The sequence below is a fragment of the Enterococcus sp. ZJ1622 genome (assembly GCF_011038845.1).
GTDB lineage: Bacteria > Bacillota > Bacilli > Lactobacillales > Enterococcaceae > Enterococcus_B.
Genome location: NZ_JAAKDW010000011.1, coordinates 1 through 22653, shown reverse-complemented (window position 1 = coordinate 22653; position 22653 = coordinate 1). Strand labels below are relative to the sequence as shown.

At 39.4% G+C, this 22653-nt stretch carries 20 protein-coding genes, 1 tRNA gene and 1 pseudogene; 11 read left to right on the top strand and 11 right to left on the bottom strand.

The window, feature by feature from the left end; translation table 11 throughout:
* The first annotated feature begins 36 nt into the window (after positions 1-36).
* Entirely contained in the window at positions 37-1080 is a 1044-nt protein-coding gene (gene holA / locus G7Y42_RS11110; protein ID WP_165006131.1) for a DNA polymerase III subunit delta, read from the top strand.
* Between the two features lie 213 nt (positions 1081-1293).
* On the opposite strand, the gene rpsT is transcribed toward holA, so the two are convergent.
* The 8 genes from rpsT to G7Y42_RS11075 all read right to left on the bottom strand — a co-directional run bounded on the left by rpsT (position 1294) and on the right by G7Y42_RS11075 (position 8061).
* A complete protein-coding gene (gene rpsT / locus G7Y42_RS11105) occupies positions 1294-1548 on the bottom strand; it encodes a 30S ribosomal protein S20 (RefSeq protein WP_005878687.1) in 255 nt (84 codons plus the stop codon).
* Positions 1549-1932: 384 nt separating this feature from the next.
* Positions 1933-2202 (bottom strand): hypothetical protein, encoded by a 270-nt coding sequence (locus G7Y42_RS11100; RefSeq protein ID WP_123874829.1) that lies wholly within the window; start codon positions 2200-2202, stop codon positions 1933-1935.
* Between the two features lie 398 nt (positions 2203-2600).
* On the bottom strand, positions 2601-2729 hold the full coding sequence (locus tag G7Y42_RS15155; protein ID WP_277424430.1) for a hypothetical protein: 129 nt from the start codon (positions 2727-2729) through the stop codon (positions 2601-2603).
* A 108-nt stretch (positions 2730-2837) separates the two neighbouring features.
* The gene (locus G7Y42_RS11095; protein WP_165006132.1) at positions 2838-3278 is read right to left on the bottom strand and encodes a DUF441 domain-containing protein; all 441 of its coding nucleotides are present in this window, start codon (positions 3276-3278) and stop codon (positions 2838-2840) included.
* A 119-nt stretch (positions 3279-3397) separates the two neighbouring features.
* On the bottom strand, positions 3398-5323 hold the full coding sequence (locus tag G7Y42_RS11090) for a heavy metal translocating P-type ATPase (protein ID WP_165006133.1): 1926 nt from the start codon (positions 5321-5323) through the stop codon (positions 3398-3400).
* A gap of 200 nt (positions 5324-5523) precedes the next feature.
* Positions 5524-6357, bottom strand: coding sequence for an undecaprenyl-diphosphate phosphatase (locus G7Y42_RS11085; protein WP_165006134.1), 834 nt, complete (start codon positions 6355-6357; stop codon positions 5524-5526).
* A 348-nt stretch (positions 6358-6705) separates the two neighbouring features.
* Positions 6706-7410, bottom strand: a complete 705-nt coding sequence (locus G7Y42_RS11080; protein ID WP_165006135.1) for a histidine phosphatase family protein — start codon at positions 7408-7410, stop codon at positions 6706-6708.
* A gap of 24 nt (positions 7411-7434) precedes the next feature.
* Positions 7435-8061, bottom strand: coding sequence for an MBL fold metallo-hydrolase (locus G7Y42_RS11075; RefSeq protein ID WP_165006136.1), 627 nt, complete (start codon positions 8059-8061; stop codon positions 7435-7437).
* Positions 8062-8371: 310 nt separating this feature from the next.
* Here G7Y42_RS11075 and G7Y42_RS11070 point away from each other — a divergent pair, with 310 nt between their 5' ends.
* Positions 8372-10738: an ATP-dependent DNA helicase gene (locus G7Y42_RS11070; protein ID WP_165006137.1), complete on the top strand. Its 2367-nt coding sequence runs from the start codon at positions 8372-8374 to the stop codon at positions 10736-10738.
* 234 nt (positions 10739-10972) lie between these two features.
* Here G7Y42_RS11070 and G7Y42_RS11065 read toward each other — a convergent pair whose 3' ends face one another.
* Positions 10973-11464, bottom strand: coding sequence for a YajQ family cyclic di-GMP-binding protein (locus tag G7Y42_RS11065; protein ID WP_165006138.1), 492 nt, complete (start codon positions 11462-11464; stop codon positions 10973-10975).
* Between the two features lie 177 nt (positions 11465-11641).
* Between G7Y42_RS11065 and G7Y42_RS11060 the strand changes: the two genes are divergently transcribed.
* Positions 11642-12559, top strand: a complete 918-nt coding sequence (locus G7Y42_RS11060; protein ID WP_165006148.1) for a YitT family protein — start codon at positions 11642-11644, stop codon at positions 12557-12559.
* 155 nt (positions 12560-12714) lie between these two features.
* Positions 12715-13059, top strand: a complete 345-nt coding sequence (locus G7Y42_RS11055; RefSeq protein ID WP_165006139.1) for a metal-sulfur cluster assembly factor — start codon at positions 12715-12717, stop codon at positions 13057-13059.
* Positions 13060-13301: 242 nt separating this feature from the next.
* On the opposite strand, the gene G7Y42_RS11050 is transcribed toward G7Y42_RS11055, so the two are convergent.
* On the bottom strand, positions 13302-13802 hold the full coding sequence (locus tag G7Y42_RS11050) for a GNAT family N-acetyltransferase (RefSeq protein WP_165006140.1): 501 nt from the start codon (positions 13800-13802) through the stop codon (positions 13302-13304).
* A 317-nt stretch (positions 13803-14119) separates the two neighbouring features.
* Here G7Y42_RS11050 and G7Y42_RS11045 point away from each other — a divergent pair, with 317 nt between their 5' ends.
* From G7Y42_RS11045 to G7Y42_RS11015, 7 genes and pseudogenes are all read left to right on the top strand, one after another.
* Positions 14120-15571: a hypothetical protein gene (locus G7Y42_RS11045; protein WP_165006141.1), complete on the top strand. Its 1452-nt coding sequence runs from the start codon at positions 14120-14122 to the stop codon at positions 15569-15571.
* An 85-nt stretch (positions 15572-15656) separates the two neighbouring features.
* Positions 15657-15740: transfer RNA gene (locus G7Y42_RS11040), tRNA-Leu, on the top strand.
* A gap of 392 nt (positions 15741-16132) precedes the next feature.
* A pseudogene (locus G7Y42_RS15205) lies at positions 16133-17768 on the top strand (glucosyltransferase).
* 197 nt (positions 17769-17965) lie between these two features.
* Positions 17966-19573 carry a mannitol dehydrogenase family protein gene (locus G7Y42_RS11030; protein ID WP_165006142.1) on the top strand — a complete coding sequence of 536 codons (1608 nt, stop codon included), beginning with the start codon at positions 17966-17968 and terminating at the stop codon, positions 19571-19573.
* 16 nt (positions 19574-19589) lie between these two features.
* A complete protein-coding gene (gene uxuA / locus G7Y42_RS11025) occupies positions 19590-20666 on the top strand; it encodes a mannonate dehydratase (protein WP_165006143.1) in 1077 nt (358 codons plus the stop codon).
* Positions 20667-20810: 144 nt separating this feature from the next.
* The gene (locus G7Y42_RS11020) at positions 20811-21479 is read left to right on the top strand and encodes a GntR family transcriptional regulator (RefSeq protein WP_165006144.1); all 669 of its coding nucleotides are present in this window, start codon (positions 20811-20813) and stop codon (positions 21477-21479) included.
* Positions 21480-21673: 194 nt separating this feature from the next.
* Entirely contained in the window at positions 21674-21973 is a 300-nt protein-coding gene (locus G7Y42_RS11015; protein ID WP_165006145.1) for a hypothetical protein, read from the top strand.
* Positions 21974-22172: 199 nt separating this feature from the next.
* Here G7Y42_RS11015 and G7Y42_RS11010 read toward each other — a convergent pair.
* Positions 22173-22653 (bottom strand): peptidase M23 (locus G7Y42_RS11010; RefSeq protein ID WP_165006146.1); only part of this gene is annotated, 481 nt, incomplete at its 5' end.

Below are 22653 nucleotides of genomic sequence, written 5' to 3'. Positions count from 1 at the left end.
CAATTCGCTTCTTCTCATGGTAGGATAAATCTGAAAGTGGTGAGTAACGTGAGTGTACAAGCAGATCTGCAAAAAATCCGTAATGAAAAACTTTCTCCCTGCTATCTTGTGCTGGGAACAGAAAAATTTTTACAAGATCAGGTACGAGAAGAGATATTGAAGAAAATCAAAGTAGACAGTGAAGATGATTTGAATTTTTTGAGTTTTGATATGGAAAATTCGAGTTTGGACGAAGTCGTGGCAGAAGCAGAGACCTTGCCTTTCTTTGGGGATCAGCGTCTTGTTTTTGTGGAGAATCCTTACTTTTTGACAAGTGAGAAAGTAAATAACGGTATTGAACAGAATACGGATTTACTTGTCGATTATTTGAAGCAGCCGCTAGAATCGACTGTTCTGGTGTTTTTTGCCCCTTATGAGAAATTAGACGAACGAAAAAAAGTCACGAAACAGCTAAAAAAAGCAGCTGTAGTGATCGACGTCCAGCGCTTGAGCGAAAAAGAAGTTCGTCAGTATTTGATCCATACGCTAGAAAATACTTCATTGAAAATGGACCGAAAAGCAATCGATTTACTGCTGCGGTTGACAGATCTGGATCTGTCCAAGATGATGAGGGAACTGCAGAAACTGATCCTTTATGGACAAGACCAACAAACGGTCACCGTTCGTGAAGTAGAGCAGTTAGTACCAAAAACATTAGAGCATAATATTTTTGATATGACGCAGTATATCTTAAGCGGTCAGACAGAACTGGCACTTCGGTTATACGGAGATTTAGTCACACAAGGAGAGGAAACGATCAAGATCAATGCGATCTTGCTTTCGCAGTTGCGACTGTTTCTCCAAACTAAGTTTTTAGTGAAGATCGGTTATCAGCAAGCCAATATTGCAGAAACACTGAAAATCCATCCTTATCGTGTGAAACTGGCCATGCAGGAAGTACGGAAATTCGATGAGGCATTGCTCGTACAGCTATTTGATCAGTTGGTGGAAATGGATTATCAAATAAAAAGCGGGCAAATCGAAAAAGAATTGAGCTTCCAGCTGTTCGTGTTGCGTACAGGGGAACTATTGCAACAGTAGCCGTAAAACGGAGTGTGTTCATTTGGAGAAATAGACAAGAGGGGATACAGGAAAAGCTAGTAGGAAAGTTCGGTTCTTAATTTGATCAGCAGATGGTGGTTCTCATCACAGCAAGAAGCGTTGGGCGCATTCTTTTTGGTGTGATGGGAATGGTATTTGCTGTACATAATCAAGAAATCAGCTAAATAAAAAAACCGGCCGAGGCCGATTTCTTTATTTAGCGATTTTTTTGCTTAAACGAGATTTGTCGCGGTTAGCTTTGTTTTTGTGGATCAGACCTTTTGATTCAGCCATATCAACAGCTTTAACAGCTTCTTTATATAACGCATCTACGTTGTCAGCACCTGAAGCTACAGCATCTTCAAATTTTTTGATTGCAGTACGCATAGCGCTTGTTTGAGATGAATTTTTTACATTCGCGTTTTCGCTTGTGCGAACACGTTTGATTGCAGATTCAATGTTTGGCATTTGTTTCACCTCCGATAATTTAAGTTCTTACGCGAGTTACCGCATAATTCAACATTCATTATTATACCTAAAGCCGGCTTGTATTGCAATATGAACATGACAAGTTTTTTTCCTTAACAGGACATCGCGAGGATTTTTTTCATCATCAAGCGATGGAAAAATAAGAAAACGCTATTGTGGGAGGCAATAGCGTTTAACCAAACGAGTATTATTTATCTATTTAAACAAAATTTGAATGGGATTGTTTGGTACTAAAACATTATATAACAAAGAGAACCGTTTGCAAAGTTTTTTTTGAAAAGGGATACGGATCCCTGAAATCAACCGTTCAAACTATTTAAAACATAAGTTATTTTATAACCAGAATTGCTTGGAATGTTCGCGTTACTCTGGCGTGCCGATGATTTTGATGTATTCATCGATGTTTTTGATGATCATCTTTTTGATGACTAGCTGATTGCGTCGGTTCCATTTGCCGCTGACTTCCAAAACATATTTATTTAAGGGCAAGCGTAAAATGTATTTTGCTAAATAGCGATCTTTAAGAAGTCCGTTGATCACTCGGTCTTCCAGCTGCAAGTTCAAACCAGTCAACATCATCGGCTGTTCCTGTAAAACATAAGTATCAATTAAAAGACCTTCAAAGGTTTCCATGAGCGTCTTCCTTTCTATAAGTGAAACATATGGATGTTGAAACGAAAGCTTTATTAGAAAAAAATCAATCACTCGAGCTCCCATTTCCCTGAGATATATTGTTTTGACTAAATATTACACTCTCGTGACAACGTTTAGTGTGTTTGTTTAAAGAGGGAGATTTCCTTCCCACTATCATCTAGTATAACAAAAAAGAGGGCGTGAGCCAAAAAGAAAAAGTATCGTAGCCAAAAAGTAAAACCAAATTTTGCCATGCGTCTTACAGCTGAATAAACGGTGAAAGAAGAGAAAACAGCTTCATAAATAAGCCAAGATCCGCAAAAATTCAAAAGGCGATTTTCAGGGATCTTGGCTTATTTCGCAAGGCCGGGCTCTTTTGCCCAGACTTTTTTACAGATTTAAAATTTGGCATCAAAAACATTTTGGATCAAGTCTGGGAAAAGAAGGTAGGCTAGCCCTAGAATCAACAATACAGCTAAAAGAAACCAACCGATCGTTCCTAAGAAATACTTCAATTTTTCTAACATTCTATCACCTCGCTGTCAGTATAGCACGGAATCGGTACAACCGTATGTTAAGAATTTCCAAAAACATTCCTGAAAATCATGGGATGAGAAGTTCATACAAGAAGAACTTTACTTACCAAAAGAAAATAATTGCATGATACAATAAGCAATCCCAGAAGCAATCACAGGCCCTGCAGCGATCCCTTTCAAGAAAACGACACCTAGAATTGTTCCAAACACAAGAGCTACGGTAATTTGCGGGTCGGTCGCAATTAACCCTACACCTTTAGATGATAACACTGCGACTAAACCACCACAAAAGATAGCTATCCAACCCATCGGAGATTTGAAAGCATCCATTAGATCTTTCAGGCCGATTTCTCCTGTTGCGATAGGAATCAAGATCGCTGCAGTGATCTTGATTCCTTTGCCTTGAAGCCAGGGGAAAAATGTTTTGGATGCAGGAATCAGTTTAACGAATAAAACAAAAGCTGTTGCTATCAGCAGGCTCTGGTTTTTTGCCAGAAATGCGACTAGTAAAATCAATCCTAAAAAAAGCCAACTTTCCATGAATCATAACCCTCACTTTCTTTCAAATAATCATAACACGTTTTATAAAAGTTTCAAAAAACGATGAATGAAAATCAATCAGGAGGATGGATTCATAGAAAATTGACACAAATGGCACATTAACGGAGAAAATTTGCCTTATATAACGGACAGGAAGCACATCTTTTTTCTTTTTTGTTTTGCATAGGTAAAGGTCTTAGTAGACGAAGACCGTTCAAAATGACTAAAATCGTACTTCCTTCATGGCCGACCACTCCCAATGGCAAATTCAAAAACTGGAGAAAATTCGACAAGATCAATAAAACAATCACAGAAACAGAGAAGACGATGTTTTGTTTGATGATCCGCCGCATTTTCAAAGATAACCGATGACTGTAGGCTAATTTGCTTAAATCATTCTTGATGAGAACGATATCAGCAATATCCATTGCGGCATCTGTTCCTTGTCCCATGGCCACACCGATACTGGCAGCCGCAAGGGCAGGCGCATCATTGACGCCATCGCCAACCATTGCATTGACTTTGTATTGCTCTTTTTCTTTTTGGATTTGCGCTGTTTTTTCGGAAGGCGTACAACCTGCATAGCAATGATTGATGCCTACTTGTTCTGCGATCGCCTTTGCCGTTCCAACATTATCGCCTGTAATCATACTTGTATGGATATTTTGTGCTCGAAAATAAGAAATGACATTTTTGGTATTAGGTTTAGGGATGTCCAATAGACCTAAAACAGCGATCAATTCGTCATCTCTTGATAGAAAGATAACAGTTTTTCCTTGCTCTTCTAACTGTTTGATTTTTTCTTTTGTTGCTGGTGTGACGTTCATTTTTTTAGGATCATAGGCATGTTTACCGACTTTCCATTCTGCTTCTTGATAGCGGGTTTTCAGTCCGAAACCAGTGACTTCTTCGATTGGTAATTGTTGGATCTCTTTTGGCAGCTGCAAGTCAAAATGATTCAAGATCGCGCTAGCAAGCGGATGTGTCGTCTTTTTTTCCATGGCGACAAGGATTTGTTGTGCAAGTTCTTGATCCTTGAAGAAAAAGGTATCAGTGACGACTGGCTTTCCTCTAGTTAATGTTCCTGTTTTATCAAAGGCAATGGCTTTTAATTCAGATAACTGTTCTAAATAAATGCCTCCCTTGATCAGTATCCCATTCTTGGCAGAATTGGAGAGAGCAGCTAAGGATGCCGGTGTAGCAGAGGCAACGAGCGCACAAGGGGAAGCGACGACTAATAAGACCATCCCGCGATAAAAGCTTTCTTCCCAAGACCATCCAAGAAAGTAATGAGGGAGCAAAATCATCAGCGGAACCGAGATCAGGATCAGTTTGACATATGTGTTCTCGATACGTTCGATAAATGAAGCTGTTTGTGTCGGTGTATTTTGCGCTTCTTCTACTAACTGAATGATTTTTGCAAAGACTGTCTCAGAACTTGTCTTCGTCACTCGGAGCGTCAATGGATTCCCTTGATTTAACGTGCCAGCATAGACTTCATCGCCAAGTCTTTTTTCAATAGGGATCGATTCACCACTGATTGCTGCTTCATCGATCGCTGCCTGGTCACTTTCCAGCACGCCGTCAATAGGGATCGCCGCACCTTTTGCGACGAAGACACGATCGTTGATGTTCAATTTTGATACGTCGATTTCCTCCAATTCACCATCTGATAAAAAACGCTGTGCTGTTTGGGGCTGGAGGTTCATCAGAGCGGTGATTTCTTTTTGACTTTTGCTCGTCGTGTATTCTTCCAAAGCACCACTAAGACAGAAAATGAATGTCAGCATCGCACCTTCGAAATAATTACCGATCAGACAAGCGCCGATTGCAGCGAGTGCCATGAGAAGATCGACATTCAACGTCCGATGATTCCATAGTTCTGATAGACCTTCACTTGTTTGTTTATAACCGCCGATAATGATTGCACCGATATAAAAGAGCGGGGTGAAAGCAACATTGAGTTGTTGGACAAATAAACCGAGAACGATAAGTACCAAACAGCCGATCGTTGCAATGAATGCTTTTTTTGTTGGCTTTTCCATAATAGTCCTCCTTTTGAATCCACTATAGCATACGGTTTTTGTAATTGATAATAAAAATAGCTAAATGAGAACGATAATGATTATCAATGGAAAAATATGTATAAAATAAGTTTATTATTTATAATATTTATAAATAATGAAAGAGGGGGAAATAAAAAAGCCCAAGTATCGATCACGTAGATCAATACTTGGACTTATCTTTACATACCGATGAACCAATAGCCGATCAAAATGATCCCAAGAATGATTCGGTACCAGCCAAATGCAGTAAAGTCGTTCTTTTTCAAATAGCTCAGCAAGAACTTGATGGCTAAGATAGAGACGATAAAGGACACGAGTGTACCTACAAGCAAGACGACCGTTTCTTCCATTTTGAACGAGTTTCCTTCAGCAAGGTACTTCACAATTTTCAAGCCACTTGCACCAAACATAACTGGTATGCCTAAGAAAAAGGAGAATTCAGTGGCAACAAAGCGAGAGGCACCAATCAAGATCGCACCTAGAATCGTGGCACCGGACCTTGATGTCCCGGGAACTAATGCCAATACTTGGAACAACCCAACAATCAGAGCTGCCTGATAAGTGAAGTCATTCAATGTAGTCCAGCGCGGCTTTTTATCTTTATTGCGTTTTTCAACGATAATAAATGCAATACCATAAACAATCAATACGATAGCAACCGGTAAAAATTTGTGGAAATTAGCTTCCAGCCAGTCATCTAAAGGCAACCCGATGATGATCGCTGGGACACAAGCAACAAGTACCTTGAACCAAAGTGTCCAAGTGTCTTTTTTTTCTACCGTTGATTTGCTTGGTGAAAAGGGATTTAATTTATGGAAATAGAGGACAACGACAGCTAGAATCGCACCTAACTGGATGACCACATTGAACATCGACATGAACTGAGTACTAGCATCAAGTTTAATGAATTCATCTGCTAGAATCAGATGTCCTGTACTACTGATTGGCAGCCATTCCGTGATCCCTTCGATAATTCCCAGAATAACTGCTTTAATAATATTTGCAAAAAACATAATTTCCTTCCTTCCCAAGTAAAATACATTCTCTAGTATACCGTTCTTTTTTTCTAAAACCAATCTGTTTTTTAATGTTAAGAAAAACTTGAGAATTGCAGGTGTAAAATAACAAAAATAGACATGAACCACAAAAAATGGCAGGCTATTCAGTTTTCCGTGTGAATAAAAAAACTGGTAGTGGAATGACTTCTATTCAAGTTTAAGATAAAAAAATACATAGAAATAGAGCGGAAGACCCGCTCTATAAAAATCTAACTTTTTTGGCACTACGCCAGCCTAGAGTAAAAACTTTCTTATTCTCTGATGATCCACGATTTTTTTTATTTGTTCCTTTGATCGCTGTGTTTATAGAAAAGAATCGCGAGTATGATGTTTTCCTTGATCGATGTAACTTGTATCATTGATACCAAGAATGGAAAATTTCCCATCTTGATAGCGTACTTTCGTGACACTACCATTCAAAAGTCCTGCACGAACTGGCTGATGCTGATCGATCAGATTCAGTAAGAAGGCGATAGTCAACCCGTGGGAAACGACGAGAACATTGCCGCCACCGTTTTTTTCGCAATGATGTGCAATATCTTCGAAACCAGACCATACACGGTTTTTCAACGTTTCATACGTTTCTGCCCAGCCCGCAGTGTCCAGATTATAAATAGCATTAGCGATTTGTTCAAAGGTGATTTCTGTCGTAAACATCTCATCATAGGTTTTAAAATTCAATACACGAGGGATGACACCCCACATTTCTGTATCATAACCTCCTTCTAGAGAACCGAAACACCATTCGCGAATGCGATGGTCAATAAAATAAGGGATTTCTTTGCCTTTTGAATGTTCGCCCAAGATGATCCGTGCGGTTTCAATTGCTCTGCCGCTGTCGCTAGAATAAGCAAATGAAAAGTCGACATCTTTTAATCCGCGTCCTGTATAGTGGATACCTTCTTGCCCTTGTTTTGTCAAGGGCGTATCGCACCAGCCTTGTACACGTTCGATCGTATTGAACATCGTTTTGCCGTGTCGTACAATATAAAGCGTTGTCTCAGTCATATTATTCTCCTCCTGAAGTTAAGTTTATCTGTTAAAGAAAGGGTTGGTGTGTTTCTCGTGCCCAATCGTTGTAGCTTCTCCGTGCCCTGGGTAAACGGCAAATTCATCTGGCAACGTGAATAACTGTGTCTGGATGCTGTCAAGTAGCTGTTCTAAATTCCCTGTATAAAGATCTGTCCGTCCGATACTGCCTTGAAAAAGCGCATCTCCCGAAACGACAAAGTCATCAAAAATAAAGCTGACACTGCCGATCGAATGTCCTGGTGTAGGGACTACTCGAAAATCCATCCCGCCAAGATGGTAACTTTTCATCTCGAATTCATACTCAGCAGGAGAAACGATGATATCTGCAATATCATCATGACGACCTAGCCCAGAAAGATTCAAGATCGGATCTCCTAGCCATTCTTGTTCCAGTGGACTCACATAGACAGGGACGTGGTAATGGTTTCTTAAAGCTTCGACAGCGCCGATATGATCATAATGGGTATGGGTAAGAAGGATCGCTACAGGCTGTTGTTCCGTTTTTTCGATCTGCTGCTGGATCATCTCAGCATCCTCGCCAGGATCGATGATCAGTAGAGCTTCTTCATTGTAGACTAAGTAACAGTTTTCTTCGATTCTTCCGGTTTTCAATTGTTCAATATGCATATGATTTCCTCCTTGACATCAAGCAAGTTTATCTTCACCATCTAGTATACCGCATTCACTTCATTGAAACAAAAGACCCTACTTTTTGTTGTACAGTATTTTTTCATGTCAGACTATATGAAAAGTATTTTTGTATTTTAAACAGAAGGAAAGAAAGCTTTCATCACTTTTTAATAGGGAGTTGTTACAGTGATCTCATCCAAAAATCCAAATTCTATATCCTATATCCCTGCCTATCCAGCAGGGCGTTTTTTTGTGCATTTTGCGAAATGGATTTTTTTCAGGTAATCTATAGAAGAAGGAGGCGGGAATGGTGAAGCAATCAAAAATTTCTGTACGTCACTTAGTAGAATTCATTTTAAGGCGCGGTAGTATAGATAACCGTAAAAAAAGCAGCCATACCGCATTGGAAGGTGCCAAGATCCACCGTAAGCTTCAAAAAGAAGCAGGCGAGCACTATGAAAAAGAAGTCTTTTTAAAGACGACTGTCCAATTAGATGAATATCAGTTGATCGTTGAGGGACGCGCAGACGGTGTCTTTCAAAAAGAAAATCAATATTATATAGATGAGATCAAAACATCCGAACCGCGTTTCGAAGATCTAGAACCGGAACAAGTTGAACTTTTTTTCCATCAGGCTAGTGTTTATGCTTATATTTACAGCCATGAGCATGACCTGCAAGAAATCAATCTTCAGCTTACTTACTTTCAAACAACGGAAGAGATCATCACACGCAAAGTCCAGCATCAGACGATCGAACAGTTAGATGAGTTTTTTAAAAAACTGACAGAAGACTATAAAGAATGGCTGGTTTTTCAAGAAAACTGGCGCACCGTGCGCAATGCTTCTTTAATGGCATTGAAATTTCCTCATGAGCAATACCGAAAGGGTCAGCGAGAACTGGCAGTAGCTGCTTACAAAACAATCCGGACGAAGCAAAAGCTATTCGCAGAAGCGCCCACAGGGACAGGAAAAACCATCTCGACTCTGTTTCCAGCGCTTAAAGCTGTAGGTGAAGAAGAAGGGGAGCGTATTTTTTATCTCACAGCAAAAACCATCACTAGACAGGTCGCAGAAGACGCACTGGCTGCTCTTGAAGATGTCGGAGCTGAGACAAAAAGTGTGACATTGACAGCGAAAGACAAAATATGTTTTCTGGATGAAACGACTTGCAATCCTGATCAGTGTCCATATGCAAATGGGTATTATAACCGGATCAATGAAGGATTATGGGATCTATTGAACCATGAAAATCGAATAACGAGAGAAGTCATCGAAACGTATGCACGAAAACACACCTTGTGTCCTTTTGAGTTGTCGTTGGATGTCAGTTTATGGTGTGACGTGATCATCGGGGATTATAATTATCTGTTCGATCCTACAGTATATTTGCGCCGGTTCTTCGAGGGAGAAAAAAATGAAGAAAATCTATTTCTGATCGATGAAGCGCACAATCTGGTGAATCGTTCCCGAGAGATGTATTCGGCAGAACTGTCGTATGCAAAGACAAAAAAAGCAGCGGGAGCTTTGCCAAAGGAATTTAAAAAACTCCATCGGCGCTTTAAAAAACTGCTAAAAGAATTTGAAAAGATCCAAGAAATAGCTGAAGAAGAGGAATGGATCTACCATCATCAAAAAGCACCTGCTGAAACACTGACGAATGCAGGATACAAGTTAAGTGAATTGATCCAAGAATGGTTGGCGGAATATCCGGAGCATCCTTCTCAGGAGCAGATACTGCCTTATTATTTCGAGCTGCTTCGCTTTTTGCGAACCAGTGAATTTTATGATGAACATTATGAAACCACTGTGGAGAAAAAATATCATGATCTGATTATCAAAGAATTTTGTATCGATCCAAGTCTGTTTTTGGAACAATCATTGGACAAAGGAAGAAGCAGTGTCTTGTTCTCTGCTAGTTTTTCTCCGTTATCTTATTATCAAGAAACTTTAGGTGGGAAAGAAAGTTTGGCTTATCGGCTTCCTAGTCCTTTTCCAGAAGAGAATCAGCGGGTCTTGATTGCCAATTATTTAGAAACAACTTATCGGAAAAGAGAAAGCAGTTTGCCACAGTTGATTGAAACGATCCATCGTTTTGTCCGAGGGAAAACCGGAAATTATTTTGTTTTCTTTCCTTCTTACAGCTATCTGGACCGCGCAGCCGAAGTGTTCAAGCAGCAGTATCCGGATGTCCGTGTACAGATACAAGAAACAGTGATGGATGAGAAGGAACGGGAAAGTTTCTTGGCAGCATTCACAGCAGATCCTCAAGAAACGCTGGTCGGATTTTGTGTTTTAGGCGGGATTTTTTCTGAAGGGATCGATTTGAGAGGTACACGATTGATCGGAAGTATGATCGTCGGCGTGGGGCTTCCTCAGGTGAACCACGAGCAGGAACTGATCAAAGAATATTATGATGAAAAATCGCACCTTGGTTTTGCTTATGCCTATCAGCTCCCAGGGATGAACAAAGTGCTGCAGGCTGCAGGACGCGTGATCAGAGATACTGGAGATCAAGGGGTCGTCTTGTTAGCGGATCGGCGGTTTGCTTCGCCTGCATACCGGCAATTGTTCCCTAGCCATTGGCATGCTGCAAAAGAAGTGCGGACATTGCCGGCATTAGAACGAGAAATACGAGATTTTTGGAAGGAAAAAGGGGAGGAAAAGTCAGAATAAAATAAAAAACAAAAACCAGCAAAACTGTTTTCTTGTTTTGCTGGTTTTTGGTGTTGAACCTATTTGGTCGAGAAAACGCTCACGATTAGAATAGAGAGCTGTTTTCATGACCTCTCGCTAAACGGTGTTCAAGCAGCTGATCTTCGGTATTAGCTCAGAAAAACACAAAACATGAGGAGCTATTTTTTTATTTTTCTTCTCTAATACTCAGATCAAAGCGATGCTTCCACAACCTCATCGATAATTAGTAAATTGCAGCTCGATTGGCAAATCCAGCTTTCTCAATAAAGCGATGACTGCTTGCAGATCATCTCTGTTTTTACCAGTTACTCGGATCTGATCTTCTTGGATTTGCGCTTTCACTTTCAGCTTTTCATTTTTAATTGCTGTTGTGATTTTTTTTGCATTTTCACGATCGATCCCGCTTATTAGGTCAGCATTTTGTCTTGCTTTTCCTCCTAAAGCATGTTCAGATTCAGAAAAATGGATATTTTTGATCGGGACATTCCGTTTATTCAGTTTCCCGAATAAAACATCTTTAATTTGTTCGATTTTGAAATCATCATTGCTGATTACTACTAACCGATTGTTTTCTAATTTGATGTCAACGATCGAGTCTTTGAAATCGAAGCGATTCGACAGTTCCTTCGTTGTCTGCTGGATCGCATTTTTCACTTCCTCGAGATTTACTTCTGATATGATATCGAAACTTGCATCTTTTGCCATAAGTTACCTCCTGATAGGAATCATTTCTTTCTTTTATTGTAGCATAGACCCGTTTGCTTTTTGTCTCTTTGTTAAAATTATTCTCATTTGAACCGGAAGTATTTTATTTTGCGAAAGAAACTGTTATTCTTACATTTGGAATAATAAAGTAGAGGAGAGGTGCTTGTGAGTAGGATCATGACGGTCTATCAAAAAAATGAAAAATTAAAAAAAGTAGCGGTCATCTTGTTGACTGGATTGACGGCGGCTGTTGCTTTAAATTATTTTTTGATTCCTGCAAACGTGTTTTCGGCAGGGATGAACGGAATTGCCCAGATCATCGCGTCGCTTTTATTTGAGTGGTTTGGTATAAAAATAGATACAGGTACCTTTATTTTCCTTTTGAATATACCAGTTTTCGTTTTAGGTTTTTTAAAAGTAGGAAAACGGTCAACTATCCTCAGTTTCGTCAACGTTGTTTGTGTCTCTGTCATGACGATGCTGCTTCCTGTAGGCCAGATCACAGATAATATACTGATGAATGCTTTGGTCGGTGGTGTCTTGTTGGGCTTGGGCGTTGGACTTTCACTTAAAATGGGGTTCACGACTGGCGGGATGGATATCATTTCTTTGGTCCTTTCACAGACAACAGGAAAAACGGTCGGGAATTATATGCTCATTCTAAATGGCATTATCGTGGTTATCGCAGGCTTCTTTTTCAATTGGGAAAGCGCACTTTATACCATCATCTCGATCTATGCCATGACGCAAGTGATTGATGCCATCCATACTAGCCATCAAAAGGTAACAGCGATGATCGTGACAGTCAAACCAGATCAAGTGATCGAAGAAATATCCAAACAAATGGTTCGAGGGATGACATTGCTTCCTTCCGTGGGCGGCTATTCGAAAAAAGAAGGAAAAATGATCATGATGGTGATCACTCGGTATGAAATGTATGATCTTGATCAGATCGTCCATGAAGTAGATGAAGATGCGTTTATCAATATCTTACCTACACATTCGGTTTTTGGTCGATTTGCAAACGAAAACGAGCAGAATATGTACCGTTCAACAGGTGTACTGCCTGACATCAAAAACAATCGCCGCAAGTAATGCTAGTAGCAAAATTATTGATAATTATTCTAAAATGAATAGTGAGAGAATCGGCCTTCTATATGATAAACGAGAATGATTCTTTTGGATTCTCATTTACAAACTACTGAAAAAAAGGTATGATGAACAAAAATCGTGTTAAGGAGTGTCGTACGATGAGTGAAGCAAACCAAGAACCGTCTGCACAAGAAACAGAATTGATTAAAGAACGTATTCTTGCTGCCTTAGAGATGGTCATCGACCCTGAACTGGGCATCGATATCGTCAATCTGGGCTTGATCTATGATATAGAATTCAATCCTGAAAATGGAGAGACAGTGATCAAAATGACCTTGACAACTATGGGCTGTCCGTTAGCGGATATCTTAACTGATTCGATCCATGATGCGTTGAAAGAAGTGCCCGAAGTCAGCAAAGTCGAAGTCAAACTTGTATGGTATCCAGCGTGGACGACTGATAAGATGAGTCGTTATGCACGGATTGCTTTGGGGATTCGCTAGAAAACTGCATTGATCAATGAGTATAGATATCAAATAAAAAACTTTTTATCAGTCGTTATAGAAACTGATAGAAAGTTTTTTTGTTTTGACTATTTTAATGAGAATGTCTTTTGTACCGCAGAGAAGAAGCTTAGTAGAAAGACTCATGAATAAAAGAAGTGAGTCTATAAGTACGAAAATACGTCTTTGGAAAATAAAGAACGTATAAGTCAAAACCAATCGAATAGAGAAACAGGAGAGAGCTAGAACAAGCTTATCTTTGAATAATATTTCCGATCATCTTCACGATAGATCTCTGCACCGTTTGCTTCTTGTGTTTTGATACTGGCTACATTCGTTTTGTCGACGGACAAGAGGGCTTCATTGATACCGATTCGTTTTGCTTCTTGCAGCACTAAAGCAAGTCCTTTCGCTGCATAACCACGCTTTCGATAGTTGGGTGAGATTCCGTAGCCGATGTGCCCAGCCCCTTCCTTGAGCGATTCTGTCAAGGAATGTCGTAAATTGAAAATACCGACATATTCATTTTTCTCATTTTCTAAAATAAAGATAGTGGCGGGGACAAAACCTTCCGGAAGATCCACACCAAAAGCGTATCTTTCACATTCTTTCGCATACTTTAGAAATTCAGTGAATGTATAGCCATAGGCACTATTGACGAACCCATTCTCATTTGAGCGAAAAGTATTTTGCAGTTCATATGCTTTGTTCAAATCTGCCTCCCATAGTTTGATCAACTCCATCCTTTCTCCTCCTTTTTACGTATATACGCATGTTTTATTGATTTCAAGTATAGCATGTTAGGATGAAAAATCCCCTCTATTTTTAATTATTCATCCAAGGCCGCATTAAGAATAATTTAATAAATAACTTATTGCACGAGTTAGTTATTTAATGTATTGTTTTTATAACTGGATGTCCCATTATTCTTTTTGGAAGAAAGGTTTTTTAGGGTGTTTTGTGGTTATCTGCAAACTAGATAGTTTTGATATACGTTATTTAAAGGTCGGTGTTCTATACTTTTTAGTCCATCTATGCATCAGTGAAAGGAGGCGCGCATATGCATCATTTCAGTAATCATTTGAAAATTCCAGAAGGCATGAAAAGATCTGAAGAGAAAAATGAACTTTACCAAGAGGAAAAAAAGAAGCAACTCATTGAAAAAATGCGGCAGAAACAGCATACAAGGGAAAAGAAGAAAAAAACGAACCCTGAAAAGAAAGCGGATACTTCACAAAGGACTGTCCGGTTGCATAACGAAATTGATCAGCTGAAGCGCGAACTGAGACAAGCGAAAAAACTGCTGGCTGCCGAAAGAAAGAAAAAACGCGACTATAAAAAGCAGGCAAGCCATTTAGCGCAAGAATTGCACCAGCAGCAACAGACAGCAAAAAAAGAAAAACAACGAGTGATACAAGCTACTGAAAAACAGCTAAATCACACGAAAGCACTCCTCGATGCTCTGGAAAAGGCAGGCTGGGACAAGAAGAACCATGCGCTGAACGAGCTCAAAATCAGAAATCAGCTCATCTACTTCTTGCTGCAAAAAAGGATCCAAACAAAATATTATTTGGATCAGCAGCATCGTGAAATCAGTCAACTGACTAATAGAACAAACCAATTAACACAAGAAGCGGATCATCTAGCAGCAAAAAATATCAATTATCGAAAACGATTGGTGAAAAAGGAACATGAGTATGAGAAGCTACTACGAATCAATCAAAAACAGCGGGAACTATTATCGAAAAGAAGACAAGATTTCGGATTAGCTGAACCGCATGAATTGATCAGTGCCTTGATCCAACAGTTGGATAAGAAACATTTTTCTGCGTTCAACCAGCTCAATAAGCTGTTCAACCGATACCAATGGATATTTGAGTGTCATGCGAATGTCTTGAAAGAGCAAGAAGCAACTATTTTTTATGGATATCTAAGCCTGGACGAAGAAAGCAATCGTTATTTCCATGACATTAATACAGGGAAGCGATGTCCACTGATCGTAGGAGACGGATTCAAAAGAAAAGACCTGTTAGAAGAAGGCATGGCAGTACAGGTCTATCGAAAATCAGCAAATGATCCGGCCTATTTAAACTATTGTTATCCAATCGTGGAACGTCTCGATCATTCGCATCATAAAAGAAGCAGGAAAAAAACAGCAGCAGACAAAGAACCAAGAACAGACAAGCTCACGAATGAGAAAGCAAAACAATGGGCAGAAAGACTCAAAGTCACTGTGATTGGAAACAGGCAGGTGAAAGACTTTTCTGATGAGCTGAAACGATATGTACGTAAAATCGATCTGATCGATGCCTATGAACGTGGAGAAAAAGCTTTATTTGGAACGATTCGTGCATCGGATTATCTTTTTGTGTGCATAGATAGTGTACCGCACGCTGTAACGGATTTTATCAAGAACGACGAAGAATTAGTAAGAAAGACTCATTTTTTTCATCATCCTGCCAAAAGTGATGGGGTAGCTCGTTTGAATTATATCTATTGGTCTGAAAATTAAAAGAGAAAAAGAGACCGGAATTTTCAAAAAAATAAAATACATCCTTGACAAACGGCGAGTATCATCCTAAACTAGAATATGTGATGCGGCTATGGCGGAATTGGCAGACGCGCTAGCTTCAGGCGCTAGTGAGGGCGACCTCGTGGAAGTTCGAGTCTTCTTAGCCGCATAATGATTCATTTCAAATAACATAAGGTATAGCCTGACAGTATCAATAGAGGAATCTCTATTGATATTTTTTTTCGATCAAAGAGATAATTTATTTTTTATCACTTTAGAGACTTTCTCGAAAAAGAGAATACGAAATATACACCGATGAATAGCAATCGTGCTCCTGATATTAGGGATGACTGTACATAAATAGAACTAGTCAGAGCTTGTTTAGTGATGATGAGACAAAAGTGAATGACAATAAGTGGAAAGGGTATGCCTTATGAAAAATAGCACTGCTTTGTTTTTTTAAAACATAAACTGAAACGATTAGATTTATTAGCTGGAATAGTTGTCTGTCTAACGATTCTCAGACTTTATTTGTATTGGAAGGCTACATACATCGTAGATATGACTGCTACTTATGATGATCGTCTGCTTGTTCACTATGCTCAAAACATATTACAGGGGAACTGGTTAGGAGAATATACTCCGACTACCCTTTCTAAAGGCGTCACCTATAGTCTATTTATGGCATTAGCCAACAAATTGAATGTTTCTTACGGTTTGTTGTTTGGCTGTCTCAATATTTTTGCAAGCAGTGTAGTCTCGTTAGCATTCAGACCGATAGTCAAAAACAACTATTACTTGTGGGGGATCTATCTTTATTTTTTGTTTTCTCCAATAGGATTTACGCACGAATATTCTACACGTATTTATCGTAATGCACTTGTGATACCAGCTGTAGAAATCGTAGTAGCATGTCTATTAGCGATCTATTATCGAAAATATAGTTCTTTTAAAGTTCTTTTTCCGTGGTTTGCAGGATTGGCCATATTTTTTCCTTTTTATTGGTTTATTCGTGAAGATTCGATTTGGCTGTTACCATTTACCGTGGCGGCACTTGCCATTAGTTTGATCCAAATGATTTTAGGACCAGATTTTTCTTTCAAGAAAAAAGCAGATTTCAACTACAAAAACATTCAGATGAAAAAAGCACAACTCTCAAAAATCTCGCTATTTTTGCTGCCTCTTCTCAGTTTTACTCTGGTCTATCAAGGGGATTGAACATAAAAATGAAGTAGTCTACGGCGTTGATGTGGTCAATGATCGAACGAGTGGCGAATTTGGGCGACTGATGAAAAATTTGATCCGTCTTGATGATGGAACGAATAATCAAGACAGTCGTATCTGGGTATCCCATGCTGCTTTAAATAAAGCGTTAAGTGTTTCTAAAACATTCTCGACAGTTTCTTCTCGGATCGACGAATTATACACCACCCACGCTTGGACAAAAGGCGGAAAAGTAAAGGAATTACCAGGAGATATTATTTTTTGGGCGATACGTGATGTAGTTAGCGAGTCCGGTTATTATAGGGATAATGCAAAAGAAACGAATGATTTTTGGAAAAAAGTGAATCAAGAATTAGAGGACGCCTATCAAAAGGGGACGATTGAAAAGAAAAAAGAATTGTATCTGATGGCTACAGGTGACGGGAAGACAAAGAAAGATATCCCAATAGTTTCAGAATTTTTAAAAATTGGATATACCTATGTTTTGCAGTATAAAGATTTTCACCAAGGCAGGAAATCCAGTTTGGGTACGCATAAAGAAATAGTACAAGCAGAAAAACTGTTAAACACACCTTTAAACGTATGGATAGATAGCACAGATCCGCACACGCCGAATGTCAAATTTTCAAAGAAAGAGAATTTCGCGAATTTGATTATAAGAATGTATCAGATACTCTCTATTCCGTTGATCATAGTGGCGTTTTTAGGAGGATTCTTCTTATTCATGGGGATGTTTTTTGCCAAAGAAAATCGTGAGTATTATTGGTCTTCTTTAGTTATTCTAGGAGGATTATTACTAACTCAATTTATTTTTCTTTTTGGTGTTTCTTGGTTTTGTTCATTCGCACCGAACCAAAAGGCATATTTTTTAAGTGTTTATACGGGAGCCGGCGTGCCGATCACACAATTGGCGATAGTGATAGCGGTCTTAGGATTAAGTAAATTGAATTTGAAAAAGGTGCTTCGAGGATGATGGATCCAATATTCGCTGTCTAAACGATTCGTTAATCAAAAATTTCGATCTTTTCAATGGTTCGAAGGTAATCTCGAAAAAGAAGTTTTGAGGAGTGGAGAAATCCATTCTTTTTTTATTTTTCAGAACTTCGTTGAAAGGGCATACATTGTATAGTAGAATACTAATATACCAGTTTCTGAAAGGGAGGAAAGAAAATGGAATTAGATCTGAATCTTTTGAAGGATAAAGAACCATCGAAGAACAGGAGTTATCATTTGCCTGCTTTCCATTTTTATCACGTCCAAAAAGCCACCAAAGAAAATCCGATTTGGCTGCATTTAGGTGCCGGCAACATTTTTCGGGCTTTTTTAGCTGCGGAGCAACAGCATCTTTTGAATCAAGGAATCGAAAAAAAGGGGATCATCGTTGCGGAAGGTTATGATTTTGAACTTATCGATGTATTGAAAGCGCATGATGGATTATCTATCAACGTGACACTGAAAGAAAATGGGGAAGTCGAAAAAGAAGTCATCGCCAGCACGACAGAATACTTGAAAATGTTACCAGAGTCTGAAGATTATGTGCGTTTGAAAGAAGTCGTTACTGCACCATCTCTTCAACTAATCAGCATGACGATTACTGAAAAAGGCTATTCTATCGTCGACAAGACTGGAGAAATCACCGAAACAGTAAAACATGATTTTGAAAATGGGCCGAAAGAACCTAACAGTTATTTGGGGAAATTGACTGCTTTGCTGCACGAAAGGTATCTAGCAGGTAAGTGGCCGCTCGCTTTAGTTAGTCTGGACAACATGTCTCATAATGGAGAGAAACTGCAGAAGTCTGTTTCTCGTTATGTAGAAGAATGGCATCAAAGAGGATTCGTCGAAACAGGCTTTGTCGATTACATGCAAGATAGTGACCAAGTGGCCTTTCCTTGGTCGATGATCGATAAAATCACACCAAGACCGGATCAATCAGTTCAAGAAATGCTAGAAGAAGACGGTTTCGAACATATCCATCCCGTAGAGACAGCTAAGCACAGTTTCGTTGCTCCCTATGTGAATGGGGAAGAGACCCAATATCTAGTTATGGAAGACACGTTTCCGAATGGACGCCCCGAATTGGAAAAAACAGGAATCATTTTTGCAGATCGTGCAATGGTCAATGCGGTAGAAACGATGAAAGTCACGACTTGTCTAAATCCATTGCATACAGCTTTGGCGATTTTTGGCTGCTTGCTTGGTTTTGATTCGATCCATCAGGAAATGAAAGAAGTGGATTTGGTTCGATTGATCAGACGACTCGGTTATAAAGAAGGGCTCCCAGTGGTAAAGGACCCGAAGATTATTTCTCCAAGAAAATTTATTGACGAAGTGATCGAAGTGAGACTGCCAAATCCTTTCATTCCGGACACACCACAACGCATCGCCACAGACACCTCACAAAAATTAGCGATCCGATTTGGCGAAACCGTCAAAGCGTATTTACATGCACCAGATCTAGATGTAAAAGAACTCAAAGCCATCCCTCTCGTATATGCAGGCTGGCTGCGTTATTTGACAGGGATCGATGACAGCAATGAGAATTTTGCTGTGAGTCCAGATCCGCTGTTAAAAGATTTACAGCCGTTTTTTAAAGGATTTGTATTAGGCAAGCCATTTTTGAACGAGTCGATAAAAGAATTATTAAAAGACACATCTATTTTCGGCGTGGATCTATATCAAGCTGGACTTGCCGAAAAAGTGCTGGAATTATTTGATCAGATGAATGAAGGAAAAGGAGCTATCCGCCAAACGATTCGTCAGACAATCATAGAATAGAAAAGGAGATAAAAAAATGAAAATGTCATTTCGCTGGTATGGACGAGGAAATGATCCGATTCCTCTAGAATATATCCGTCAGATCCCTGCAATGGAAGAAATCGTCTGGGCGTTACATGAAAAACAGCCTGGAGAATTATGGACAGAAGAAGAGATCAAAGAAGAAATCGATTATATCCAAAGCAATGGATTGAAAGCAACGATCGTCGAAAGCGTGAATGTGCATGACGATATCAAACTGGGACTGCCAACTAGGGATCACTACATCGAGATCTATAAGCAATGTCTAGAAAATCTGGGAAAAAATGGCGTGAAGGTCGTCTGTTATAATTTTATGCCGGTTTTCGACTGGACGCGTACAGATATGTTCCACCCTTTACCTGACGGCTCGACAGCACTCTTCTTTGAAAAAGAAAAAATCATCTATACTACTCCGCAAGAAATGGTAGAGATGGTAGAAAAAGAAAGCCACGGTTTGACATTGCCTGGCTGGGAACCAGAACGCATGGCGAAAATCAAAGAATTGTTCAAAGCTTATGAAGGGTACGATGATGACCGGTTACGAGAAAACTTCAACTATTTCATTGATGCAATCATTCCTACATGTGAAAAGTATGATATCAAAATGGCTATCCATCCTGATGATCCGCCGTTTTCAATATTCGGTCTACCGCGTCTCGTCAATCATTCGGAAAATATCCGAAAGCTGTTAGCCTGCAATTCTTCTATCTATAATGGTTTGACGTTTTGTACGGGTTCATTAGGCTCAAATCCGGATAACCACGTGATCGAAATGATCAATGAATTCAAAGAACGCATCCATTTTATGCATGTGCGCAATGTACGTGTAGATCCAAACGGTGACTTCAGTGAAGTATCACATCGAACAGCGGATGGTACAGTAGATATTACTGGAGTGATGGCTGCTCTTCAGAAATCTGGGTTTTCCGGTTATATTCGTCCTGATCATGGACGCCATGTTTTCGGAGAGAATTTCTCAAATGTTCGCCCAGGATATGGTTTGTATGATCGTGCAATGGGAGCCTGCTATTTGCTTGGAAGTTGGGACATGGCGCAAAAGTTGAACAAATAACTATTTTTGAAGGCTGGCGTAGAAGGAATGCTCGGCCTTCTTTATTTATTGATCGTAAGGTATACGAATAAATCTCGCACATTAGGTTATGCTATAATCAGGTAAACAGATCAATAACAGGTTTCGATAGAAAGGAATAATCGAGTGGACACAAGAAACAATAACCAAAGCACTGCTTATGATAAAATCAAACGATTGATTATGACGGCTGAACTTCCGCCTGGAACGAAGATTTCTAAAAGAGATTTGGTCAAGCGACTTGGAATAGGGGAAACACCGGCGCGTGAAGCGATACTCAGCCTTGAAAAAGAGGGGCTGCTTTATATCTTGCCTCAAAGTGGGACGTATGTCTCAAAAATCAAGATGCAGGAAGTATATGAGGCATTATTCGTTCGTGAAACGATTGAAAAACTCGTATTCTCAGAAGCCTGTGACAAAATAACTCCAGAAGAAATCATAAGCTTGGAGAAAAAAATACAGATCCAAAAAATCTATGAGGATCTGGAAGAGCCAGAAATATATTTCCAGATGGATGAAGAGTTCCATTCCGCCTTTTATTCCATAGCAGGTAAAAACTTTGTTTGGAAATGGATGCAGCTTTTGAATACACAATTGAGCCGATACCGTTATTTGCGGTTGAAAGTGCCAGCACTTCCCCGGCATAGTATCACAGAAGATCATGAGGAATTACTGCAACTGGTCCAAATGAAGAAAAAAGAACAAGTGGAACAACTAGTTTCAAAACATCTGCATTTGATCGATCAGGACGTTCGATATGTCCAGGCAGAGTTCTCAACTTATTTTGACGGATGAATCATAAAATAAAGCAAAAATAGATGCAAAAGAATTTTTTTTCGTTTTTGATAAATGCGAAAATTTAAGAAAATTTTTTACAGTTATGCTGTTTATTTTTCGTCTAATGAGACTAAACTTGAGGAGAATCAGCAAGCAGAGAATACATGATTACTTGCTCTTGAACATATTGAAAGAAAAAGAGGAGTTGTATGATGCCAAATGTTTTATTTTTATTAGATACGACAGAAGAAATAGCATGGTATGCTTCTGCCTATTTTGAGCTTTCAGATTTAAAAAGGGAAATCGAAACTTATTTTTCTGCCTATTATATGATTTCGACAAAACCAGAGAAACTCGCTTCAGCAGATTTTGTCATTTTGCCTGAGATCATCAGACCCTTCGTAAAAATCCCAGATGAAAAAACAGTTATAACTATCTCGGCTAACCTTTTTTTAAGCGAGAATTTTGAGCAGATCAAAGAGATCATCGATGAACATAGGTTAAATGACTAGAAGGGCAAAGAAATCCAGCCATCACTGTAAGATAGTCATTCATGATTGAGTATGCGAAGCCCATTTTTAGCAAAGACAGCAGACTTGCTTCCAGCAAACACCGTGGAGGTAAGTTTTTTTGACAAAAAAATAGGAACGATAGAAAGGTCCTATCGTTCCTATACCCTTCAGCATGCTGCTGAGGCTATGTTTCTCTCTCTTAGTACCAACCGTTTGCTTCCCAGAAAGATTTAGCAGCTTCCCATGAACCGTAACGAGATGTGACATATTGTTCTGCGACACGTTCTTGGTTCGCAGCAGAATAGTCACCATTCAAGTAAGAAGAATCCAATTGGTAACGTCCGATGTAACGACCGTTTGTTGCTGTGTAAGAACCGCTTGATTCTTTTTGAGCGATCCATTCTTTCGCTGAATTCGTCCCAGTGCTTGCTGTTTCAGTAGCAGCAGGAGCCGCAGGTTGCGCTTGGACTGTTTCTTGTACTTGAGCAGGTTGTGCTTGAACAGGTTCAGCGACTGGTTGTGCTTCTTGCACAGGAGCAGCTGTTTCTTGAGGAGCTGTGTAAGCTGCTTGAGCAGAGCTGTCTCCAGTAGGGATCGTTAATTGTTGTCCTGAGTAGATCAGGTTAATGTTAGAAATTGAGTTTGATTCTGCAATGGCATTGATCAAGGAGTTGTCACCA

Bases quoted from the DNA above. Each gene is read 5' to 3' on its own strand.
- rpsT (WP_005878687.1), bottom strand. From the start codon at position 1,548: ATGCCAAACATTGAATCTGCAATCAAACGTGTTCGCACAAGCGAAAAC.
- G7Y42_RS11100 (WP_123874829.1), bottom strand. From the start codon at position 2,202: ATGGAAACCTTTGAAGGTCTTTTAATTGATACTTATGTTTTACAGGAA.
- G7Y42_RS15155 (WP_277424430.1), bottom strand. From the start codon at position 2,729: ATGTTAGAAAAATTGAAGTATTTCTTAGGAACGATCGGTTGGTTTCTT.
- G7Y42_RS11095 (WP_165006132.1), bottom strand. From the start codon at position 3,278: ATGGAAAGTTGGCTTTTTTTAGGATTGATTTTACTAGTCGCATTTCTG.
- G7Y42_RS11090 (WP_165006133.1), bottom strand. From the start codon at position 5,323: ATGGAAAAGCCAACAAAAAAAGCATTCATTGCAACGATCGGCTGTTTG.
- G7Y42_RS11085 (WP_165006134.1), bottom strand. From the start codon at position 6,357: ATGTTTTTTGCAAATATTATTAAAGCAGTTATTCTGGGAATTATCGAA.
- G7Y42_RS11080 (WP_165006135.1), bottom strand. From the start codon at position 7,410: ATGACTGAGACAACGCTTTATATTGTACGACACGGCAAAACGATGTTC.
- G7Y42_RS11075 (WP_165006136.1), bottom strand. From the start codon at position 8,061: ATGCATATTGAACAATTGAAAACCGGAAGAATCGAAGAAAACTGTTAC.
- G7Y42_RS11070 (WP_165006137.1), top strand. From the start codon at position 8,372: ATGGTGAAGCAATCAAAAATTTCTGTACGTCACTTAGTAGAATTCATT.
- G7Y42_RS11065 (WP_165006138.1), bottom strand. From the start codon at position 11,464: ATGGCAAAAGATGCAAGTTTCGATATCATATCAGAAGTAAATCTCGAG.
- G7Y42_RS11060 (WP_165006148.1), top strand. From the start codon at position 11,642: ATGACGGTCTATCAAAAAAATGAAAAATTAAAAAAAGTAGCGGTCATC.
- G7Y42_RS11055 (WP_165006139.1), top strand. From the start codon at position 12,715: ATGAGTGAAGCAAACCAAGAACCGTCTGCACAAGAAACAGAATTGATT.
- G7Y42_RS11050 (WP_165006140.1), bottom strand. From the start codon at position 13,802: ATGGAGTTGATCAAACTATGGGAGGCAGATTTGAACAAAGCATATGAA.
- G7Y42_RS11045 (WP_165006141.1), top strand. From the start codon at position 14,120: ATGCATCATTTCAGTAATCATTTGAAAATTCCAGAAGGCATGAAAAGA.
- G7Y42_RS11030 (WP_165006142.1), top strand. From the start codon at position 17,966: ATGGAATTAGATCTGAATCTTTTGAAGGATAAAGAACCATCGAAGAAC.
- uxuA (WP_165006143.1), top strand. From the start codon at position 19,590: ATGAAAATGTCATTTCGCTGGTATGGACGAGGAAATGATCCGATTCCT.
- G7Y42_RS11015 (WP_165006145.1), top strand. From the start codon at position 21,674: ATGCCAAATGTTTTATTTTTATTAGATACGACAGAAGAAATAGCATGG.